General features: G+C 75.4%; 17 protein-coding genes and 1 pseudogene. 7 read left to right on the plus strand and 11 right to left on the minus strand.

The features are described from left to right. Positions 1 to 92: 92 nt before the first annotated feature. Together ACFO3M_RS19000 and ACFO3M_RS19005 are read left to right on the plus strand one after the other, a co-directional pair. A complete protein-coding gene (locus ACFO3M_RS19000) occupies positions 93 to 1,874 on the plus strand; it encodes a 3-hydroxyacyl-CoA dehydrogenase family protein (RefSeq protein ID WP_387992505.1) in 1,782 nt (593 codons plus the stop codon). Position 1,875: 1 nt separating this feature from the next. Then, entirely contained in the window at positions 1,876 to 2,184 is a 309-nt protein-coding gene (locus tag ACFO3M_RS19005; protein WP_387992508.1) for a hypothetical protein, read from the plus strand. A 66-nt stretch (positions 2,185 to 2,250) separates the two neighbouring features. Here the strand turns inward: ACFO3M_RS19005 and ACFO3M_RS19010 are convergent, their stop codons facing one another. The 8 genes and pseudogenes from ACFO3M_RS19010 to ACFO3M_RS19045 form a co-directional block, all read right to left on the minus strand. Then, positions 2,251 to 2,796, minus strand: coding sequence for a class F sortase (locus tag ACFO3M_RS19010; RefSeq protein WP_387992509.1), 546 nt, complete (start codon positions 2,794 to 2,796; stop codon positions 2,251 to 2,253). A 530-nt stretch (positions 2,797 to 3,326) separates the two neighbouring features. Further along, positions 3,327 to 3,776, minus strand: a pseudogene (locus ACFO3M_RS19015) (DUF4397 domain-containing protein); the annotation flags it as partial. 35 nt (positions 3,777 to 3,811) lie between these two features. Continuing rightward, complete coding sequence (locus ACFO3M_RS19020; RefSeq protein ID WP_387992512.1) at positions 3,812 to 4,036, minus strand: hypothetical protein; 225 nt, start codon at positions 4,034 to 4,036, stop codon at positions 3,812 to 3,814. Positions 4,037 to 4,096: 60 nt separating this feature from the next. Continuing rightward, positions 4,097 to 5,530, minus strand: coding sequence for a hypothetical protein (locus ACFO3M_RS19025; RefSeq protein ID WP_387992515.1), 1,434 nt, complete (start codon positions 5,528 to 5,530; stop codon positions 4,097 to 4,099). A gap of 183 nt (positions 5,531 to 5,713) precedes the next feature. Then, positions 5,714 to 7,045, minus strand: coding sequence for a crotonyl-CoA carboxylase/reductase (ccrA, locus tag ACFO3M_RS19030; RefSeq protein ID WP_387992518.1), 1,332 nt, complete (start codon positions 7,043 to 7,045; stop codon positions 5,714 to 5,716). A 113-nt stretch (positions 7,046 to 7,158) separates the two neighbouring features. Further along, positions 7,159 to 7,620 carry a methylmalonyl-CoA epimerase gene (gene mce, locus ACFO3M_RS19035; protein WP_387992521.1) on the minus strand — a complete coding sequence of 154 codons (462 nt, stop codon included), beginning with the start codon at positions 7,618 to 7,620 and terminating at the stop codon, positions 7,159 to 7,161. A gap of 107 nt (positions 7,621 to 7,727) precedes the next feature. Beyond that, positions 7,728 to 7,898 (minus strand): alpha/beta fold hydrolase, encoded by a 171-nt coding sequence (locus ACFO3M_RS19040; RefSeq protein ID WP_387992523.1) that lies wholly within the window; start codon positions 7,896 to 7,898, stop codon positions 7,728 to 7,730. A 185-nt stretch (positions 7,899 to 8,083) separates the two neighbouring features. Beyond that, positions 8,084 to 8,206: a hypothetical protein gene (locus ACFO3M_RS19045; protein WP_387992526.1), complete on the minus strand. Its 123-nt coding sequence runs from the start codon at positions 8,204 to 8,206 to the stop codon at positions 8,084 to 8,086. Positions 8,207 to 8,337: 131 nt separating this feature from the next. Between ACFO3M_RS19045 and ACFO3M_RS19050 the strand changes: the two genes are divergently transcribed. The 3 genes from ACFO3M_RS19050 to ACFO3M_RS19060 are packed head-to-tail and all read left to right on the plus strand — an operon-like array spanning position 8,338 to position 12,040. Beyond that, positions 8,338 to 9,528, plus strand: coding sequence for an acetyl-CoA C-acetyltransferase (locus tag ACFO3M_RS19050; protein WP_387992528.1), 1,191 nt, complete (start codon positions 8,338 to 8,340; stop codon positions 9,526 to 9,528). Next, positions 9,525 to 10,550 carry a methylmalonyl Co-A mutase-associated GTPase MeaB gene (meaB, locus tag ACFO3M_RS19055; protein ID WP_387992531.1) on the plus strand — a complete coding sequence of 342 codons (1,026 nt, stop codon included), beginning with the start codon at positions 9,525 to 9,527 and terminating at the stop codon, positions 10,548 to 10,550. The genes ACFO3M_RS19050 and meaB overlap by 4 nt, the downstream gene beginning before the upstream one ends. A 23-nt stretch (positions 10,551 to 10,573) precedes the next feature. Then, positions 10,574 to 12,040 (plus strand): phytoene desaturase family protein, encoded by a 1,467-nt coding sequence (locus ACFO3M_RS19060; RefSeq protein ID WP_387992534.1) that lies wholly within the window; start codon positions 10,574 to 10,576, stop codon positions 12,038 to 12,040. A gap of 46 nt (positions 12,041 to 12,086) precedes the next feature. On the opposite strand, the gene ACFO3M_RS19065 is transcribed toward ACFO3M_RS19060, so the two are convergent. Beyond that, positions 12,087 to 13,004 (minus strand): hypothetical protein, encoded by a 918-nt coding sequence (locus ACFO3M_RS19065; protein ID WP_387992537.1) that lies wholly within the window; start codon positions 13,002 to 13,004, stop codon positions 12,087 to 12,089. Positions 13,005 to 13,184: 180 nt separating this feature from the next. On the opposite strand from ACFO3M_RS19065, the gene ACFO3M_RS19070 reads away from it, so the two are divergent. Together ACFO3M_RS19070 and ACFO3M_RS19075 are read left to right on the plus strand one after the other, a co-directional pair. Next, positions 13,185 to 13,718, plus strand: coding sequence for a MarR family winged helix-turn-helix transcriptional regulator (locus ACFO3M_RS19070; RefSeq protein ID WP_387992538.1), 534 nt, complete (start codon positions 13,185 to 13,187; stop codon positions 13,716 to 13,718). A gap of 35 nt (positions 13,719 to 13,753) precedes the next feature. Then, positions 13,754 to 14,722 (plus strand): tetratricopeptide repeat protein, encoded by a 969-nt coding sequence (locus ACFO3M_RS19075; RefSeq protein ID WP_387992541.1) that lies wholly within the window; start codon positions 13,754 to 13,756, stop codon positions 14,720 to 14,722. A 55-nt stretch (positions 14,723 to 14,777) separates the two neighbouring features. On the opposite strand, the gene ACFO3M_RS19080 is transcribed toward ACFO3M_RS19075, so the two are convergent. After that, positions 14,778 to 16,169, minus strand: a complete 1,392-nt coding sequence (locus tag ACFO3M_RS19080; protein WP_387992544.1) for a neutral zinc metallopeptidase — start codon at positions 16,167 to 16,169, stop codon at positions 14,778 to 14,780. A 91-nt stretch (positions 16,170 to 16,260) separates the two neighbouring features. Continuing rightward, on the minus strand, positions 16,261 to 17,652 hold the full coding sequence (locus tag ACFO3M_RS19085) for a neutral zinc metallopeptidase (protein WP_387992546.1): 1,392 nt from the start codon (positions 17,650 to 17,652) through the stop codon (positions 16,261 to 16,263). Between the last annotated feature and the right edge of the window lie 182 nt (positions 17,653 to 17,834).

The following is a 17,834-nucleotide window of genomic DNA, read 5'->3' on the forward strand; positions in this document are numbered from 1 at the left end:
ACGGGGCCAGGGAGGGACCTACCGGCCGGTAGCGGACGCGGGCCGTCCGGGTGGGAGACTGCCCCGGTCAACGCACGGGAGGAGATGGCAGCGTGGCCAGAGAACTGACCGAGGTCGGCGTGGTGGGCCTGGGCACCATGGGTGCGGGCATCGCCGAGGTGCTGGCCCGCGCGGGCCTGTCCGTGACAGCCGTGGAGGTCGGCGACGACGCGCTGGCCCGCGGCCGCGGGCACGTCGAGCAGTCCACCGGGAAAGCGGTCGCGCGCGGCAAGCTCGACGAGGCCGAGCGCGAGGCGATCCTCGGGCGGATCCGCTTCACCACGTCGCTGGAGGACCTCGCCGTCGCGGAGCTGGTCATCGAGGCCGTCCCGGAGCGGATGGAGCTCAAGGCCGAGCTGTTCGCGAAGCTGGACAAGATCTGCCCGCCGGACACCATCCTCGCGACCAACACCTCCAGCCTGTCGGTGACCGAGCTGTCGGTGGCCACCGGCCGGCCGAGCAAGGTCATCGGGATGCACTTCTTCAACCCGGCGCCGGTCATGAAGCTGGTCGAGGTCGTGCGGACCGTCGTCACCGAGCCCGCGGTCATCGAGGACGTCGAGGCCCTGGCCGAGCGGCTGGGCAAGGTCGACGTGACCATCGGCGACAAGGCCGGCTTCATCGCCAACGCGCTGCTGTTCGGCTACCTCAACCACGCGGTCTCCATGTACGAGAACCGCTACGCCAGCCGCGAGGACATCGACGCCGCCATGCGGCTGGGCTGCGGCCTGCCGATGGGCCCGCTCGCGCTCATGGACCTCATCGGGATCGACACCGCCTACGAGATCCTCGACACGATGTACAAGCAGTCGCGCAACCGGCTGCACGCGCCCAGCCCGGTCATCAAGCAGATGATGACCGCGGGCCTGCTGGGCCGGAAGTCCGGCCGCGGCTTCTACACCTACGCCGCGCCCGGCTCCGCCGAGGTCGTGCCCGACGAGCGCACCCCGGCCGCCGGCGGCGCCGCCGAGGGCGCCCGCCCCGTGTCGAAGATCGGCGTCGTCGGCTCCGGGACGATGGCCACCGGCATCGTCGAGGTCGCCGCCAAGGGCGGCTACGAAGTCGTCTTCGTGGCCCGCACCCTCGACAAGGTCGAGGCCGTGCACACCGCGCTGCGCAGGTCGCTGGACAAGCAGGTCGCGCGCGGGCGGCTCGACGAGGCCGGCCGGGACGAGGTGCTCGCCCGGGTCACCGGGACGGCGTCGCTGGACGACCTCGCCGACGTCGACCTGGTCATCGAGGCCGTCGTCGAGCACCTGGCCACCAAGCAGGCGCTGTTCGCCAACCTCGGCGAGATCTGCAAGCCCGGCGCGGTGCTGGCCACGACGACGTCGAGCCTGCCGGTCATCGAGTGCGCCAAGGCCAGCGAGCGCCCCGCCGACGTCGTCGGCCTGCACTTCTTCAACCCCGCGCCGGTGATGAAGCTGGTCGAGGTGGTCAGCACCATCGCCACCGCCCCCGACGTCGCGGCCACCGCCCACGCGGTCTGCGCGCAGCTCGGCAAGCACGCGGTGTCCTGCACGGACCGGGCCGGGTTCATCGTCAACGCGCTGCTGTTCCCGTACCTGAACGACGCGGTGAAGATGCTCGAGGCGCACTACGCGACCGCCGACGACATCGACGCCGCCATGAAGGTCGGCTGCGGCTACCCGATGGGCCCGTTCGAGCTGCTCGACGTCGTCGGCCTCGACGTGTCGCTGGCCATCGAGCGCGAGCTGTACACCGAGTTCCGCGAGCCCGGGTTCGCGCCCGCGCCGCTGCTCGAGCACCTGGTCACCGCCGGCTACCTGGGCCGCAAGACCGGCCGCGGGTTCCGGGACTACTCCCGGCGCTGAGGTGCCCCGCAGGGGACGACGCAGCGGGGGGCGGCCGGCCGGCCGCCCCCCGCTCGCGCGTCGGAGCGAGGAGGTCGAGGAGGCCGCCGACGGCGACTGGGTCGTCCGCCGGCTGACCGGGGCGGCGAGCACCAAGCCCTACCGCTGCCCGGGCTGCGACCAGGAGATCCGGCCGGGCACCCCGCACGTGGTCAGCTGGCCGGCCTACGCCCGCGACTCGGACCTGGAGCCCTGGGACACCGACTCCGCCGCCGACCTGCGCCGACACTGGCATACCGCCTGCTGGCAGGCCCGCGACCGCCGCCGCTGACGGAGGACCTCCTCGCCCCACACCGCTCGCCGGCCCGCGGCGGGCCCCTGCGAGGAGGCCGTTCCCTCACCTCGCGGTCGCGAAGACGACGACGTTGTCCTCGTAGCTGCGCGCCGAGCGGTCGAAGTCGCCGCCGCAGGTGACCAGCCGCAGCTGGGCGTCCGCCGTCGGCCCGTACACGGCCGCGGTGGGGAAGGCGTCCTTCGGGTGCCGCTCGACCCGGCTGACGGTGAACGCGACGGTGCTGCCGTCGGCGCGGTCGACGAGCACCTCGTCCCCGGGGGCGAGCTCGCGCAGGCGCCAGAAGACCGCCGGGCCGCTGCGGGAGTCGACGTGCCCGGCCAGCACCGCCGGGCCGACGTCACCCGGCGCCGGGCCGCCGGTGTACCAGCCGGCCGCCGCCGGGTCGGCCGGGGCCGCCAGCGCGCCGGTGGCGTCGAGGCCGAGGTCGACCAGCCCGCTGTCGAGACCGATGGCCGGCGCCCGCACCCGGACCGGCGGCGCGGCCGCGGGAGCCGACCGCTGCGCGAGCACGACCGGCCCTGAGACCGTGGCGGTCGGCGTGCCGGCGGCGGCCGGCGGGGGAGCGGCCGGCCCCCGCAGCACGACCACCCCCGCGACGAGGGCGGGGACGGCCAGCGCCGGCCGCAGCAGGCCCGCGCGGCTCCGGGGCGCGCGGTGCCGGGACCGGCGTGCGCGGTGGTGGGCGGCCGGCCGGGTCGTCGACGCCGGTGACCCGCGGCGTGCCGGCCCGGAGCGGCGCCGGTCGCCGTCCGCCGCGCGGTGGGCAGGAACAGGGCCGCGGCGGCGGCGAGGACGGCGGCCGCGGTCGCGACCAGGGCGGGCAGCGAGGAGGCGTCGGCCGCGCCACCGGCGCCGGCCTCCACCCCGCCCGAGGGGACGACCCCGGGGCCGGCGGCGTCGAGCGTGGTGCGGACGGTCAGCCCGCCGCCGGCCCGGTCGAGCACCAGCACGCTGTACACCGAGCCGGCGTCGACCTGCACCGGGAGGTCCGTGGCCCGGCCGCCCTGTGGCGTCACGGTGACCGCCGTGGCGCCCGCGGGGACGTCGACGTAGCCGGTCGTGTCGGCGAAGCCCAGGCCGGTGGCCAGCGACGGCCCGCCGGGGACGGCGACGTCGAGGGTCTGCGCGCCGGCCGCCGCGGCGACGACCCGCAGGCGCGCGGTGCCCGGCGGCGGCGGGGTGAGGTCGTCGTCGAGCACCTCGAGGCCCAGGTCGGCGAAGGGGCCGACGCCGGCCACGGTGTGCGCGCTGTCCGCGGCGACCTGCACCGTCGTCGACAGCACCGGCGGGCTCTGCGGGTCCGCGCCGGCCGCGCGCATGCTGACCGCGTAGGCGCCGGCCGGGAGCGGTCGGTAGTCCGACACCGCGCCGTAGCCGACCGCGGGGAAGACCTGGCCGGCCGCGGGGCCGGCGACCGGGTCGACGTAGACGTCGACGGCGGGGGTGTCGGGGGACAGGTGCGCGAGCCGGAGCAGGCCGCCGTCGTCCGCGGCCGCCGGGCCGGCGGGCAGCCCCGCCACCGCCGCGGTCAGGGCCACCACCGCCAGGACCCGGCTCGTCCTGCTCACTTCCGCCTCCCGGTGCAGGCTCGGACCCGCTGTCGTCAGGGGATGACCCGACGTCTACCTCGCGGGTCCGCGGCCCACACCCGTGGGGTCCGCCGGGCGCGCCGCCAGGCGGTGGTCACCGGGGTCTCCGGCGCGGAGGCGTGGCGGGACGACACGAGCACCCCGGCGTCGGTCACCTCGACGTCGTCCGGGGCGAAGGGCGGCAGCTGTGCGGCGAGCCACGCCCGCAGCCGCTCGGTGGCCTCCGGGTCCGCGGGCACCGGCGCCCCGCCGACGGCGTCGGCGAGCGCCCGGCGGGCCGCGGCGCGCCGGGCAGCAGGTCAGGGACGCCTGGGGACGGCGGGCTGGCCGCCGGTGTCGCCGCTGCGGACGGCCGGCTGCACCGCGGTCTGCGGGCCCTGGGGCTCCGGGGCGCCGTCGGGGGACGGCTGCTCGGCGCGGCTCGACCCGCCGCCGTGCCGGCCCTCCTCCTGGCTCGCGGTGTGCACCGGGCGGATCTGCTGGGTCTCGGCCACCGACGGCCGGCCGGACGCGGACTCCTGCCCGGCCGCCGGCTGCACGGCGGGCAGCGTCTGCGGCGACGACGGCCGCGTGGGCTGCCGGGCGGCGGCGGCCTCTCCGGCCGGGGCCTCGGCGCGCCGGACGTGCGGGGTCGGGCGCGGCGCCGCCGGCTGCCCGCCGCTCTGCGGGCCGACGGTGCGCTGCACGGCCGTCTGCGGGCCGACGGCGGGCTGCACGAGCGTCTGCGGCTCCCCGGCGGGACGGCCGACGGCCGGCGGCACCGCGGCCCGCGTGCCGTCGGCGTCCCGGCGGGCCGCGGGCTGCTGCTCCTGCGGCGACGACTGCGGGGCCGAGGCCGCCGGCTGGGGAACCGGCTGCGCGGCGGGCTGGGGCGCCGGGGCCGGCGGGCGGGCGGCCTGCTGCGCCGGCGGGCCCGGGCGCTGCTGCTGGGGCCGGTCGGCCAGGTCCGGCAGGGTGGACAGCACCCGTCGGGCCTCGTTGAGCCGGGCAGCGAGCTCGTCGCGCACCCGGCGGACGGCGGCGGCGGAGGCCTCGGCGTCGGCGACGACGCCCGCCGCGTGCGCCTCGGCGGCGGCGACGCGCTCCTGCGCGGCCCGCACCGACTGCTGGTCGCGCTCCTCCTCGATCCGCGCGGCCTCGGCGCGGCGGGCGCGCTGCGCGATCTCGAAGTCCTCCTCGACCTTGGCGCGGCGGGCCTGCGACTCCGCGTCGAGCCGGGCGACCTTCTCCTGCGCCTTGGCCACCAGCTCGTCGGCGCGGATCTGCGCCTTGCTGGCGATCTGCTCGGCGTTCTGGCGGGCCTCGGCGAGCATCCGCTCCACCTCGGCCCGCCCGGCCGCGTGCCGCTCGAGCATCGCGCGCTCCTCGGCGGCGGTCTGCTCCCGCAGCGCCCGGGCCTCCTGCTCGGCGGTCGCGCGGATGTCGGCGGCCTCCTCCTCGGCCAGGCGGAGCATGTGCGAGATGCGCTCGCTCATGTTCTCGAACGTGGCCGGGCCGGAGGACGCGGCCTTCCGGCGCAGCTGGTCGATCTCCCCGTGCATCGCCGAGAGCTGGCCGGCCAGCTCGCTGACCCGGGCGGCCGCGGCGTCCCGGTCGGCGAGCGCGACCCGGATGTCGGCCTCGAGGCGCTCGATGGTCTCGGCCACCTGGTGGCGGTCGTAACCCCGCAGCACCACGTCGAACGAGTGCTGGGCCTCGCGCATCGGCAGCAGGTCGCGGCGGGGATCGGTCATGCGGGTCATCCTCGCAGAGTCGGGGGAGGGTCGTCAGCGTGTCGAGGCGGGTCCGGCCGTTCGGCGTGTGCGCCCCGGGTGGTGCCGGTGGGCCCCGGACGGCGCCCCGTCGGACAACGAGGCGGCTCCCCCCAGGGTGCCCGGACGCCTGCCGGCGTCCGGGCACCCCCGTCCGGGGTTCTCTCAGACGCCGCGGAAGCGGTTGATCGCGGGCAGGTGCCTCTCCCGCTTCTCGGCGTCCTTGACGCCGAGGCCCTCCTGCGGGGCGAGGGTCAGCACGCCGACCTTGCCCTGGTGGAGGTTGTGGTGGACGTCGTAGGCCGCCTGGCCGACCTCGTCCATCGCGTAGGTCCTCGACAGGGTCGGGTGGATCAGCCCCTTGTCGATGAGCCGGTTGGCCTCCCACGCCTCCTTGTAGTTGGCGAAGTGCGACCCGACGATCCGCTTGAGGTTCATCCACAGGTAGCGGTTGTCGTAGGAGTGCATGTAGCCGCTGGTGGAGGCGCAGGTGACGATCGTGCCGCCCTTCTTGGCGACGTAGACGCTGGCGCCGAAGGTCTCCCGGCCGGGGTGCTCGAAGACGATGTCGACGTCGTCGCCGCCGGTCAGCTCGCGGATCCGCTTGCCGAACCGCTGCCACTCCCTCGGGTCCTGGGTGTCCTCGTCCTTCCAGAACCGGTAGCCCTCGGCGGACCGGTCGATGACCAGCTCGGCGCCCATCGAGCGGACGATGTCGGCCTTCTCCGGGCTGGAGACCACGCACACGGGGATCGCGCCGCCGTTGAGGGCCATCTGGGTGGCGTAGGAGCCCAGCCCGCCCGAGGCGCCCCAGATCAGGACGACGTCGCCCTGCTTCATCCCCGCGCCGTTGCGGGACACCAGCTGCCGGTAGGCGGTGGAGTTGACCAGCCCGGGGGCGGCCGCCTCCTCCCAGGACAGGTGCGCGGGCTTGGGCATGAGCTGGTTGCTCTTGACCAGCGCCAGCTCGGCGAGGCCGCCGAAGTTGGTCTCGAAGCCCCAGATCCGCTGCTGCGGGTCCATCATCGTGTCGTCGTGGCCGGCCGGGTCCTCCAGCTCCACCGACAGGCAGTGCGCCACGACCTCGTCGCCGGGCTTCCACTTGTTCACGCCCGGGCCCACCCGCAGCACGACGCCGGCCAGGTCGGAGCCGACCACGTGGTAGGGCAGGTCGTGCCGCTTGGTCAGGTCGTTCTGCCGGCCGTAGCGCTCGAGGAACCCGAAGGTGGAGACCGGCTCGAAGATCGAGGTCCAGACGGTGTTGTAGTTCACCGAGGAGGCCATGACGGCCACGATCGCCTCGCCCGGGCCGAGCTCGGGGGTGGCGACCTCCTCCACGTGCAGCGACTTGCGCGGGTCCTTCTCCTTGGTCGGCATCCCCGCGAACATGTCCTGCTCGTCCTTGCGGACGAGGACCGCCCGGTAGGACTCCGGCACCGGCAGACCGCCGATGTCGCTGAGCTGGTCGGCGAGGATGGCGTCCCTGATCTCGTCCACGTGTCTCTCCCGGGTCTTCGTCGGCTCGGAGGGGTGGTAGGGCGGTGCGCGGCAGGTTACCGACCGGTAACCCAGGGGTCGCGCGCAGGTCGGGTGGCTCCGACCGCGGGTGGTCAGTGCTGGGCGCGGGCGGGCTCGACCAGCTCGACCAGGACGCCGCCGGCGTCCTTGGGGTGCACGAAGTTGACGCGGCTGTCCGACGTCCCGCGCTTCGGGGTGTCGTAGAGCAGCCGCAGGCCGCGCTCGCGGAGGGTGGCGCTGACCGCCTCGACGTCGTCGACGCGGAAGGCGAGCTGCTGCAGGCCCGGCCCCGACCGGCCGATGAACCTGGCGATCGTCGACTCCGGGGTCAGCGGGGCGAGCAGCTGGATGCGGGTGTCGCCGGAGCCGACGGCGAGCATCGCCTCGCGGACGCCCTGCTCCTCGTTGGTCTCCTCGTGGACCGAGCGCACGCCGAAGGCCCGTGCGTAGAAGGCGATCGCCTCGTCCAGGTCCGGGACGGCGATGCCCACGTGGTCGATGGTGGTGAACAGCTCGGCGGGCAGGCCCGCGGGAGCAGTCGCGTCGGCGGTCACCGCGTCATCCTGACGCAAGACGTCTGAGACGACTCCCCGGTGTGGCCACCATCACGCCACGGGGCCCGTCGACCACGACGGGCCCCCGGCCGGCCGTGCGGAGGGGGTCAGCGCGCGAGGAAGTCCAGCAGCGCCCGGTCGAACTCCTCGGCGTGCGACGCGTTGACGCCGTGCGGGCCGCCCTCGATGACGACCAGCTCGCTGCCGGCGATCGCCTCGTGCGCGCGCGTGCCGCTCACCTCGAACGGGACGATCGCGTCGCTGTCGCCGTGGCTCACCGGCGTGGGGACGGTGACCTTCGCGACGTCGGCCCGGAAGTCGGTGCGGCCGAACGCGGTGATGCAGTCGACCGTGCCCTTCGGCGACCCGAACGCGGCGATCTGCGGCGGGTACTGCCGCTGCGCCTCGCTGACCGCCGGGCTCTCGAGCAGGCGCTGCCCGCCCGGGGGTGGAGAAGTCCGCCCTACTGGAACTGCTCGATGGTGGCGTCGTCGAGCCCGCCGTCGGGGTCGTCCTCGCTCCTGTACAGGTACGGCGGGACGGCGGCGGCCAGCACGGCGCGGCTGACCCGGTCGGTGCCCCACACCCCCCGAGCTGGCCGTCGACCCCGGTTGGAGAACCGATCTATCCTGTCCGGCAGCCCGACCGCCGCGACCCGTCCGCCCGGCGCGGCCCGACCCGCGGTCGCCAGCGTCGGCGACCCGCACTGGAGGCAGCATGTCCCGCTCGGTCATCGTCAGCGGCGCCCGGACCCCCATGGGTCGGCTCCTCGGCTCCCTCAAGGACTTCTCCGCCGCCGACCTCGGTGGCATCGCCATCAAGGCCGCCCTGGAGCGCGCCGGCATCTCGGGCGACCAGGTCGAGTACGTGATCATGGGTCAGGTGCTGCAGGCCGGCGCCGGCCAGAACCCGGCGCGTCCGGCCGCCGTCGCCGCCGGCATCCCCATGACGGTCCCGGCCATCACCGTCAACAAGGTGTGCCTGTCCGGCCTCAGTGCCATCGCGCTGGCCGACCAGCTCATCCGCGCAGGGGAGTTCGACGTCGTCGTGGCCGGCGGCCAGGAGTCGATGACCCAGGCGCCGCACCTGCTGCCCAACTCCCGCACCGGCACCAAGTACGGGAACACCACCCTCGTGGACGCGATGGCCCACGACGGGCTGTCGGACACCTTCGACCAGGTCGCCATGGGCGCCCTCACGGAGCAGGCGAACAGCCGGTACGACCTGACCCGCGAGGAGCAGGACGCCTTCGCCGCGGAGAGCCACCAGAAGGCCGCCCGGGCGGGGAAGAACGGCGTCTTCGACGAGGCGATCACCCCCGTCCTCGTCCCGCAGCGCAAGGGCGACCCGATCGAGTTCCGCGACGACGAGGGCGTCCGCGCCGACACGACCGTCGAGACCCTCGCGCGGCTCAAGCCGGCCTTCGCCAAGGACGGCACCATCACCGCCGGCACCGCCTCGCAGATCTCCGACGGCGCGTGCGCGGTCGTGGTCATGAGCGCGGAGAAGGCCGCGGAGCTGGGCATCACCCCGATCGCCGAGATCGGCGCCCACGGCGTCGTCGCCGGGCCGGACGCCACCCTGCAGAGCCAGCCCTCGCGCGCGGTCCAGCGGGCCTGCGAGCGGGAGGGCATCGACCCCAAGGACCTCGACCTGGTCGAGTTCAACGAGGCCTTCGCCGCGGTCGCCCTCGTCTCGACCCGGGAGCTCGGCATCGACCCGGAGAAGGTCAACCCCAACGGCGGCGCGATCGCCCTCGGCCACCCGATCGGCATGAGCGGCGCCCGCATCGTGCTCGACGTCGCGCTCGAGCTGCGCCGCCGCGGTGGCGGCGTCGGCGCCGCCGCGCTGTGCGGCGGTGGTGGCCAGGGCGACGCGCTGATCCTGCACGTGCCCGCGAAGGCGTGACCGAGTCCCCGCAGGGGACGGCTGTCCGGACGCCCGGCCCCGTCGCCCCCCGCGGGCGGCGGGGCCGGCGCGCTGTCGACGTCCCCGACCTGGTCGCCCGCGCGCGCGACGGCGAGGCCCGCGCGGTGGCCCGGCTGATCTCGCTGGTCGAGGACGCGAGCCCGGTGCTGCGCCAGGTCGCCGCCGCGCTGGCCCCGCACACCGGGCACGCGCAGGTGATCGGCCTGACCGGCTCCCCGGGCGTGGGCAAGTCCACGACGACGACGGCGCTGGTGCGCGCGCTGCGGGCGGCCGGGAGGCGCGTGGGCGTGCTCGCCGTCGACCCGTCGTCGCCGTTCTCCGGCGGAGCGCTGCTCGGCGACCGGGTGCGGATGCAGGACCACGCTGGCGACCCCGGCGTCTACATCCGGTCGATGGCCTCCCGCGGGCACCTCGGCGGGCTGGCCTGGGCGACGCCGCAGGCACTGCGGGTGCTCGACGCGGCCGGCTGCGACGTCGTGCTGGTGGAGACCGTCGGCGTCGGGCAGTCGGAGCTGGAGATCGCCTCGCTGGCCGACACGACGCTGGTGCTCGTGGCGCCGGGCATGGGCGACGGCATCCAGGCGGCGAAGGCCGGGATCCTCGAGGTGGCCGACGTGTTCGTCGTCAACAAGGCCGACCGCGACGGCGCCGACCAGACCGTGCGGGACCTGCGGTACGTGCAGTCCCTCGGCGGGCGGCACGCCGGTCCGGGCGCGTGGAGGCCGCCGATCGTGCGGACCGTGGCCGCGCGTGACGAGGGGATCGACCGCGTCCTCGCCGAGGTCGAGGCGCACCGCCGCTGGCTCGCCGACGCCGGGGAGGGCGTCCGCCGCCGGGCCGAGCGGGCCGCCCGGGAGATCGAGGCGATCGCGCTGGCCGGGCTGCGCGAGCGGATCGGCGAGGTGCGCGGGTCCGCGGCGCTGGCCGCGCTCGCCGACGAGGTGGTGGCGGGGGAGACCGACCCCTACCGCGCGGCCGACCGGCTCCTCGCGCAGCTCTGACCTGCCCCGGGCAGACTGGCCCGGTGAACGGGAAGCCGGACGCCGTCGTCGTCGGGGCCGGGCCGAACGGCCTGGCCGCCGCCCTCCGGCTGGCCGCCGCCGGCCTGCGCGTGCAGGTGGTGGAGGCCGCGGACAGGCCCGGCGGCGGCATGCGGACCGAGGAGCTCATGCGGCCCGGGTACCGGCACGACGTCTGCTCGATCGTGCAGCCGATGGCCGCGGCGGCGCCGTTCTTCCGCGAGTTCGACCTGCCCAGCCGCGGCGTGCGGCTGGTGCAGCCGGAGGTCAACTTCGCGCACCCGCTCGACGGCGGTCGGGCCGCGGTCCAGTACCACTCGCTGGAGGAGACCGCCGACGCGCTCGGGCCCGACGGCGCGGCCTACCGCCGGCTGTTCGAGCCGCTGGTGGAGCACGGGCAGGACGTCGTCGACTTCTTCCTGACCAGCCGGCTGCGGCGGCTGCCGACCCGCAGCGTGCCGCAGATCGTGCACTTCGGGCTCAACGGGCTGCCCAACGTGAGCTGGCTGGCGCACCGGTACTTCCGCACCGAGGAGGCCCGCGCGCTGCTGGGCGGGGCCGCCGCGCACGGCATGCTGGACCTCAGCCAGCCGCTGACGTCCGCGCTCGGGATGCTGCTGACGATGCTCGGCCACCACGTCGGGTGGCCGCTGGTCGAGGGCGGGTCGCAGAACCTCGCCGACGCGATGGTCACCGCGCTGGAGCAGCAGGGCGGCGAGGTGGTCACCGGGCACCTGGTCACGGACCTGCGCGAGTTCGACGGCGTCCCGGCGGTGCTGCTGGACACCTCGCCGGAGGCGTTCGTGTCGATGGCCGGCGACCGCGTGAACGAGGGTTACCGGCGGTGGGTGCGGCGGTACCGGCACGGCGCCGGCGTGTTCAAGATCGACTGGATCCTGTCCGAGCCGGTGCCGTGGACCAACCCCGACGTCCGGCGGGCCGGCACGCTGCACGTCGCCGGGACGCTGGAGGAGACGATCGCCGGCGAGCGGGCCCCGAACCAGGGGCGGGCCGCGGAGCGCCCGTACGTGCTCGCCGTCCAGCCGACCGTGCCCGACCCGACCCGCGCCCCCGAGGGTGGGCACGTCTTCTGGGCCTACGTGCACGTGCCGCACGGCTCCGACGTCGACATGACCGCGGCCATCGAGGACCAGATCGAGCGGTTCGCGCCGGGCTTCAAGGACACGGTCGTCGACCGGGTCACCAAGAACGCCGTCCAGATGGAGGCGTGGAACCCGGTGTACATCGGCGGGGACATCTCCAACGGCCAGGCCACGCTGCGGCAGATGCTGTTCCGCCCGGTGCCGCGGTGGAACACGTACAAGACGCCGGTCGACGGCGTGTACCTCGCGTCCTCGGCCACCCCGCCCGGGCCCGCGGTGCACGGCGCCTGCGGCGACAACGCCGCGCAGGTGGCGCTGCGCGAGGTGTTCGGCGTCCGCGAGGTGCCCCGCCTGCGCCCCGCCGCCTGAGGCCGCCCACGGCGGTGACAGCGCCGGTCGTCGACCTGCGGCTGTCTCAGCGCCCGCGAGGCGACCACAGGTCGACGACCGGCGTCGTCGTCAGCGCGGCGGCGAGGCGGGCGACGAGCAGGTCCGGCTCCCGCAGGTCATCGGCGGTCACGAACACGACCCGCCACCCGGCCGCGGTGAGCCGGTTGAGCCGGGCCCGGTCCGCTGCCACTTGCTGCGGACGGCCGTGCCACCGGCCCTCGTACTCGACGGCCAACCGCTGCTCCGGCCACGCGAAGTCCACCCGGGCCACGAACCGTCCGTCGCTGTCGAGCACGGTGTGCTGGGCGACCGGCCGGGGGAGGCGGGCGCCGTGCAGCAGGAGCCGCAGCCGGGTCTCCTGCGGTGAGCCGGCCAGCCCGTCGGCCAGGCCGGCGACGCGCCGCGCGCGCCGGCAGCCGGGTCCGCTCGCGGCTGCCGTGGCCGTCCGGACGGCGGCCAGGTCGGTCACCCGGGACGCGACCAGGGCGTCGACGAGCGCGACCGACTCCTCCAGCGGTCCGGGGCCGCGGCCGACGTCGACCGCGGTGGTCTCCGCGGTCGTCACCGGGACCCCGCGGCGGGTGGTCACCTCGTCCGCCGAGAGGGCCCGCCGGCGGACCCGGACGCCGGGTGCCGTCGACGCCGACGACCCGGGCGGGACGGTGAGCTCGACGTCGGCGTTCGGTCCGGCGGCGTCCACGCCCCAGAGGACGGCGGCGCTCCGGCCGGAGACCACCGCGCCCGGCACGAGCAGCAGGGCCGCCGCGCCGGCGCGCACCTCGTGGGTGACCGCGACCGACGAGCACGCGTAGACGTCGCGGAAGAGGCGCTGCCAGGCGGTGCTGCGCAGCTGCGCCCGGGTCAGGCGACCGGCGGCGACCTGGGACGAGCCGCGGAAGACCCGGCCGTGCAGCCGGGCGGGTCGGACGGGTCGGATGGGCACCGCCGGAGGATGGCGGAGCTGGCCCGTGCCCCGCTGACGCCGTCCACAGGCACGGCGCCCGTTGTCGACATGGTGCCGTCTCGGAGCGGCCGAGACCGCAGCAGGTCGACGTGACGCGTCCGAATGACAGCGTCGGCGTCAGGGGTGGGGGCGCGGCAGGAGGCAGGTAGCGTCGGGCGCATGGTCCGGGCGCTGGGGCTGCCGTTCGACCCGATCGAGCGGGCGGGGGAGACCTGGGAGCAGCGCTTCGGCCCCGCCTCGGCGATGCGCGCGGCGACGTCGGTGTTCCGGGTCCAGCAGATCCTGCTGGCCCGCTTCGACGAGGTGCTGCGCCCGCACGGGTTGACCTTCGCCCGCTACGAGGTCCTCGTGCTGCTGACCTTCAGCCGCACCGGGCAGCTGCCGCTCAAGGTGATCGGCAGCCGGCTGATGGTGCACCCGACGAGCGTCACCAACGCCATCGACCGGCTGGTGGCGGCCGGCTTCGTCGACCGCCGGCCCAACCCCGCCGACGGCCGCGGCGTCCTGGCCGGGATCACCGACCGCGGCCGCGAGGTCGTCGAGGTGGCCACCGGTCAGCTCATGGCGCTCGACTTCGGTCTGGGCGACCTGCCCGAGGCCGAGCAGGAGACGCTGTTCGCGCTGCTCCGGCGGGTGCGCCTGGGCGCCGGCGACGTCGCGGAGGTCGATCCGGCCCCGTCCGCCGAGGGCTGACACCACACCGGCCCGCCGGTGGGATCATGGACGGCATGCAGCCCACCCGTCCCGGACGCCCCGACCCGCGCGCGCAGGCCCAGCAGGCACAGCTGGCCGCCTCCCTGGCCGGTGCGGTCGACCTCGCCGCCGTCAAGGCGCGCTCCGAGGCCGCCGCTCGGGCCCAGGCCGCCCCGCCCCCGAGCGCCGCCGCGACGGCGGGTGCCCCCGGCTCGGCCGTCGTGGACGTCACCGAGGCCACCTTCCAGACCGAGGTCCTCGACCGCTCCTTCCAGGTGCCGGTCGTCCTCGACCTGTGGGCCGAGTGGTGCGGGCCGTGCAAGCAGCTGTCCCCGGTCCTCGAGCGGCTGGCCGCCGAGGGCGGCGGCTCGTGGGTGCTGGCCAAGGTCGACGTCGACGCCAACCCCGCGCTGGCGCAGGGCCTGCGGGTGCAGGGCATCCCGGCGGTCAAGGCCGTGTGGCAGGGGCAGCTGGTCGCCGAGTTCACCGGCGCCATCCCCGAGGAGCAGGCCCGCCAGTTCGTCACCGAGCTGGTGCGCGCCACCACCGGCGGCGCGGTGCCCGGCGCGGAGGGCGCCGAGGACGAGGGCCTCGACGACCCGCGCCTGGACGCCGCCGAGGCCGCCCTCGAGCGCGGGGACCTGGAGGCCGCCGAGGCCGCCTACCGGGCCATCGTCGACGCCGAGCCCGACCACCCGGTCGCCGGCCTCGCGCTGCGCCAGGTGCAGCTGTTCCGCCGCGCCGACGCCGCCGGCCCCGACGCGCTCGCGAAGGCCGACGCCGCCCCCGACGACGTCGCCGCCCAGACCCGCGCCGCGGACTTCCTGCTCGGCACCGGCGACGTCGAGGGCGCCTTCACCCGGCTGGTCGACGTCGTCCGCCGCACCGCCGGCGAGGACCGCGACGCGGCCCGCAGGCACCTGGTCGAGCTGTTCGACGTCGTGGGCGCCGAGGACCCCCGGGTCGCCGCGGCGCGGCGCCAGCTGATGGCCGCCCTGTACTAGGAGGCCCCACCACTCGCGGTGGGCCCTGCGGGGGGCCGGCTCGGCGGACGGGGGCTCAGACCCCGACGTCGCAGGGGCCGGCGCCCTGCAGGAACCCGGCGCGGAACACGTCGACGAGCTGGAAGCCGGTCAGCTCGACGTCGGCCAGCACGTCGGGGTCGTTGCCGTACTCGAGCAGGAACTGCACGCTCTCGTCGATGTCCCCCGGCGAGATCCGCACCGACCGGAGCTGGTTGTTGTAGACCTGCGCGGAGTACCAGCCGGTCAGGCAGACCGCCGACCGCAGCGCGTCGGTGTCGTCGGTGGACAGGTCCAGCTGGTCGCGCGCCGACAGCGCGTAGGGGATGGCCACCCCGGTGACCAGGGCGAAGTCGCCGAGCTCGTAGGCCTGCTCGGCGAAGTCCCCGTCGTAGGCGACCAGGCCGGCGCTGCCCCCGTCGGGGCAGTAGACGAGGGCGACGTCGGACGGGGCGCAGTCCGGCGGGCTCGAGGTGGCCTCCAGCTGCGGCGGGGTGAACTCGGCGTCCAGCACCTCGCTGAACGCGCGGGTCCAGAACTCCGGCAGCGAGTCCTCGATGATCTGCTGCGTGGTCGCGGGGTCCGCGTTGCCCCGGTTGGCGAAGTCGGTGTCACTGGTGAACTCGCCCTGGGTGAAGACGCGGTCGGGGCCGTAGTTGTCGCGGCACGCCTCGGCGCCGTCGTCGAAGCCCTCCTGGAACGCCGAGACGCGGTCGAAGTAGGAGCCGTGCGCCTGCTGCTCGCCGGTGCCGGTGCCCACCGGGTCGCGCAGCAGGAAGTAGCCGCGCAGCAGCTGGTCGAGGTCGGTGGTGTCGACGGAGGAGAACTCGGCGTTGCCGTCGGCCACCCACGCGGTCCACGCGCCGGCCAGGCAGTCGGCCTGGGTCTCGGTGGCGATCGAGGTCCGCGGGTAGCCGACCCGGGCCTGCACCGCGTGGCCGTACTCGTGCGCCATCACCAGCTGCGGCAGGACCTCGCCGTACTGCGCGGCCAGCTCGCCGAGGAAGGCGCGGTCATAGCTGATCGAGTCGGAGTTGGGCACGCCCTGCGAGGAGCAGTAGAAGGCGTTGTTCTCCAGCTCGCGCGGGTCGGTGCCGCAGCCGATGCCCTCGGGGTAGGCCGCCGGGTCGACGTCGTCCGGGTCGACGCTGAAGTAGCCGCCGGTCAGCGGCTGGAACTGCTGACCGAAGACGGCCGGGAAGGTGTCCGACCAGAACGTCTGCAGGTCGGCGAGGGCGTTGCGGGCGAGGGTGTCGATCGGCCCGTCGGTGGCGCCGACGACGCGCAGGGCGTCGTCGCCCACCGACTGCGACGGCGCACCCTGCGAGCGCGCCTGCCCGATGACGACGTACGAGCACCCCGACGTCAGGAGGACGCCGAGCGCCACGACGACGGCGAGTGCGCCCCGGGAGCGCGTGCGGAGGTCCATCGCGGGAGCCTCTACCCGCCACGGGCCTGCGTGAACGCGGACGGCGCCCGCCTCCCGGGGGGAGACGGGCGCCGTCACGGGTGGTGCGCTGTCAGAGACCGATCTCGCAGCCGGCGCCGCCGTTGAGGAACCCGTCGCGGAAGGCGTCGACCATCTCGAAGCCGGACAGGTCGGTGTTCGGGAAGACGCTCTCCTGCTGGCCGTAGGTGAGCAGGAAGATCGCCGCCTCGTCGACGTCGCCGGGGGAGAGGGAGATCTCCTGCGCCTGGAAGTCGCCGGTCCAGAACCGCCCGGCGTACCAGCCGGTCAGGCACACCGCGGAGCTGACGGCCGTGGCGTCGTCGATGGACAGGCCGAGCTGCGCCCGCGCCGCCTGGGCGTAGGCCAGGGAGACGGCGGTGGCCACGGCGAAGTCGCCGATCCCCTCGTAGGCCGGGCCGAGCAGGTCGGCCTCGTCGACGTAGACGGTGCCGTCGGCCTCGCAGAAGCCGAGGTCGCGGTCCTCGGCGCCCATGTCGCCGCAGTCGGGCGCGGTGCCGTCGAACGACTCGACGGTCGGGGCGCTGAACTGCTCACCCAGGCCCGGGAAGACCGACTCGTAGAAGGCGGGGAGGGTGGTGCCGATGATCTGGCCGATCTCGTCGTACGCCGCGTTGCCCTCGTTGTCGAGGTCGTCCTCGGTGAGGAACTCGGTGGCGACGAACAGCCGCTGCTCGGTGAAGTCGTCCCGGCAGGTGCCGACGCCGCCCTCGTAGCCGGCGTAGAAGCCCGACAGCCGGTCGAAGCCCGAGCCGTGCGCCCGGTCGTCGTCGGGGGAGAACCCGACCGGGTCGCGCAGGCCGATGAAGCCGAGCACCACCTGGTCGAGCTCGGAGACGCGCAGCGCGATGTGCTCGGCGTTGCCGTCGATCACCCACCGGGTGAAGGCGCCGGCCAGGCAGTCGGCCTGCGTCTCGACGACGATCGTCGAGTCGGCGAAACCGAACCGGCCCTGCATGGCGTGGCCGATCTCGTGCGCCATCACCGCGGGGCCGAGGTAGGGCCCGAACTCGGCGCTGAGCTGGTCGAGCAGCGCGCGGTCGTAGGCGACGGCGTCGCAGTTGGGGTCGTAGTGGGCGTTGTTCGCCACGCCGTCGGGGTCCTCGGGCGCCCGCTCGCAGCCGATGCCGGTGCTGGGGTAGGCGGACTCGTCGATGTCCGTGGAGTCGACCGAGAAGTAGCCGCCGGTGATCGGCTGGTACTCCTCGCCGAAGAACTCGGGGTAGGCCTCGCTCCAGAAGGTGTCGAGGTCGGCCAGGGCGTTGCGGGCCAGCCGGTCGGCCTCGGTGTCCGCGGAACCGGTGATGGGGAACTCGCCGTCGGACACGTCGACCGGGACGCCCGGCCCGCGGGAGGCGGCGCCGACGACGGTGCTCGAGCAACCGGTGAGCAGCACGCTGCCCGCCGCTGCCGCGACGATCGCGCGGCGCAGACCATGCCTCATGGAGCTGGGGTTCCTTCTCTGCCGGGGTGCGGGCCCCCGAGGGAGCCGGGGCCGGCCCGCGCCACCGGGGCGCGGAGCCGGGCCATGATGCACGGGCGGGCAGCGGCTGGGAACGGGTCCGCGCGCGACGACGGCCGGGCCGCTCCACGGGTGGAGCGGCCCGGCCGTCGCAGGTCGGAGCC

This window comes from Geodermatophilus arenarius, assembly GCF_042654585.1.
Taxonomy (GTDB): Bacteria; Actinomycetota; Actinomycetes; order Mycobacteriales; family Geodermatophilaceae; genus Geodermatophilus; species Geodermatophilus arenarius.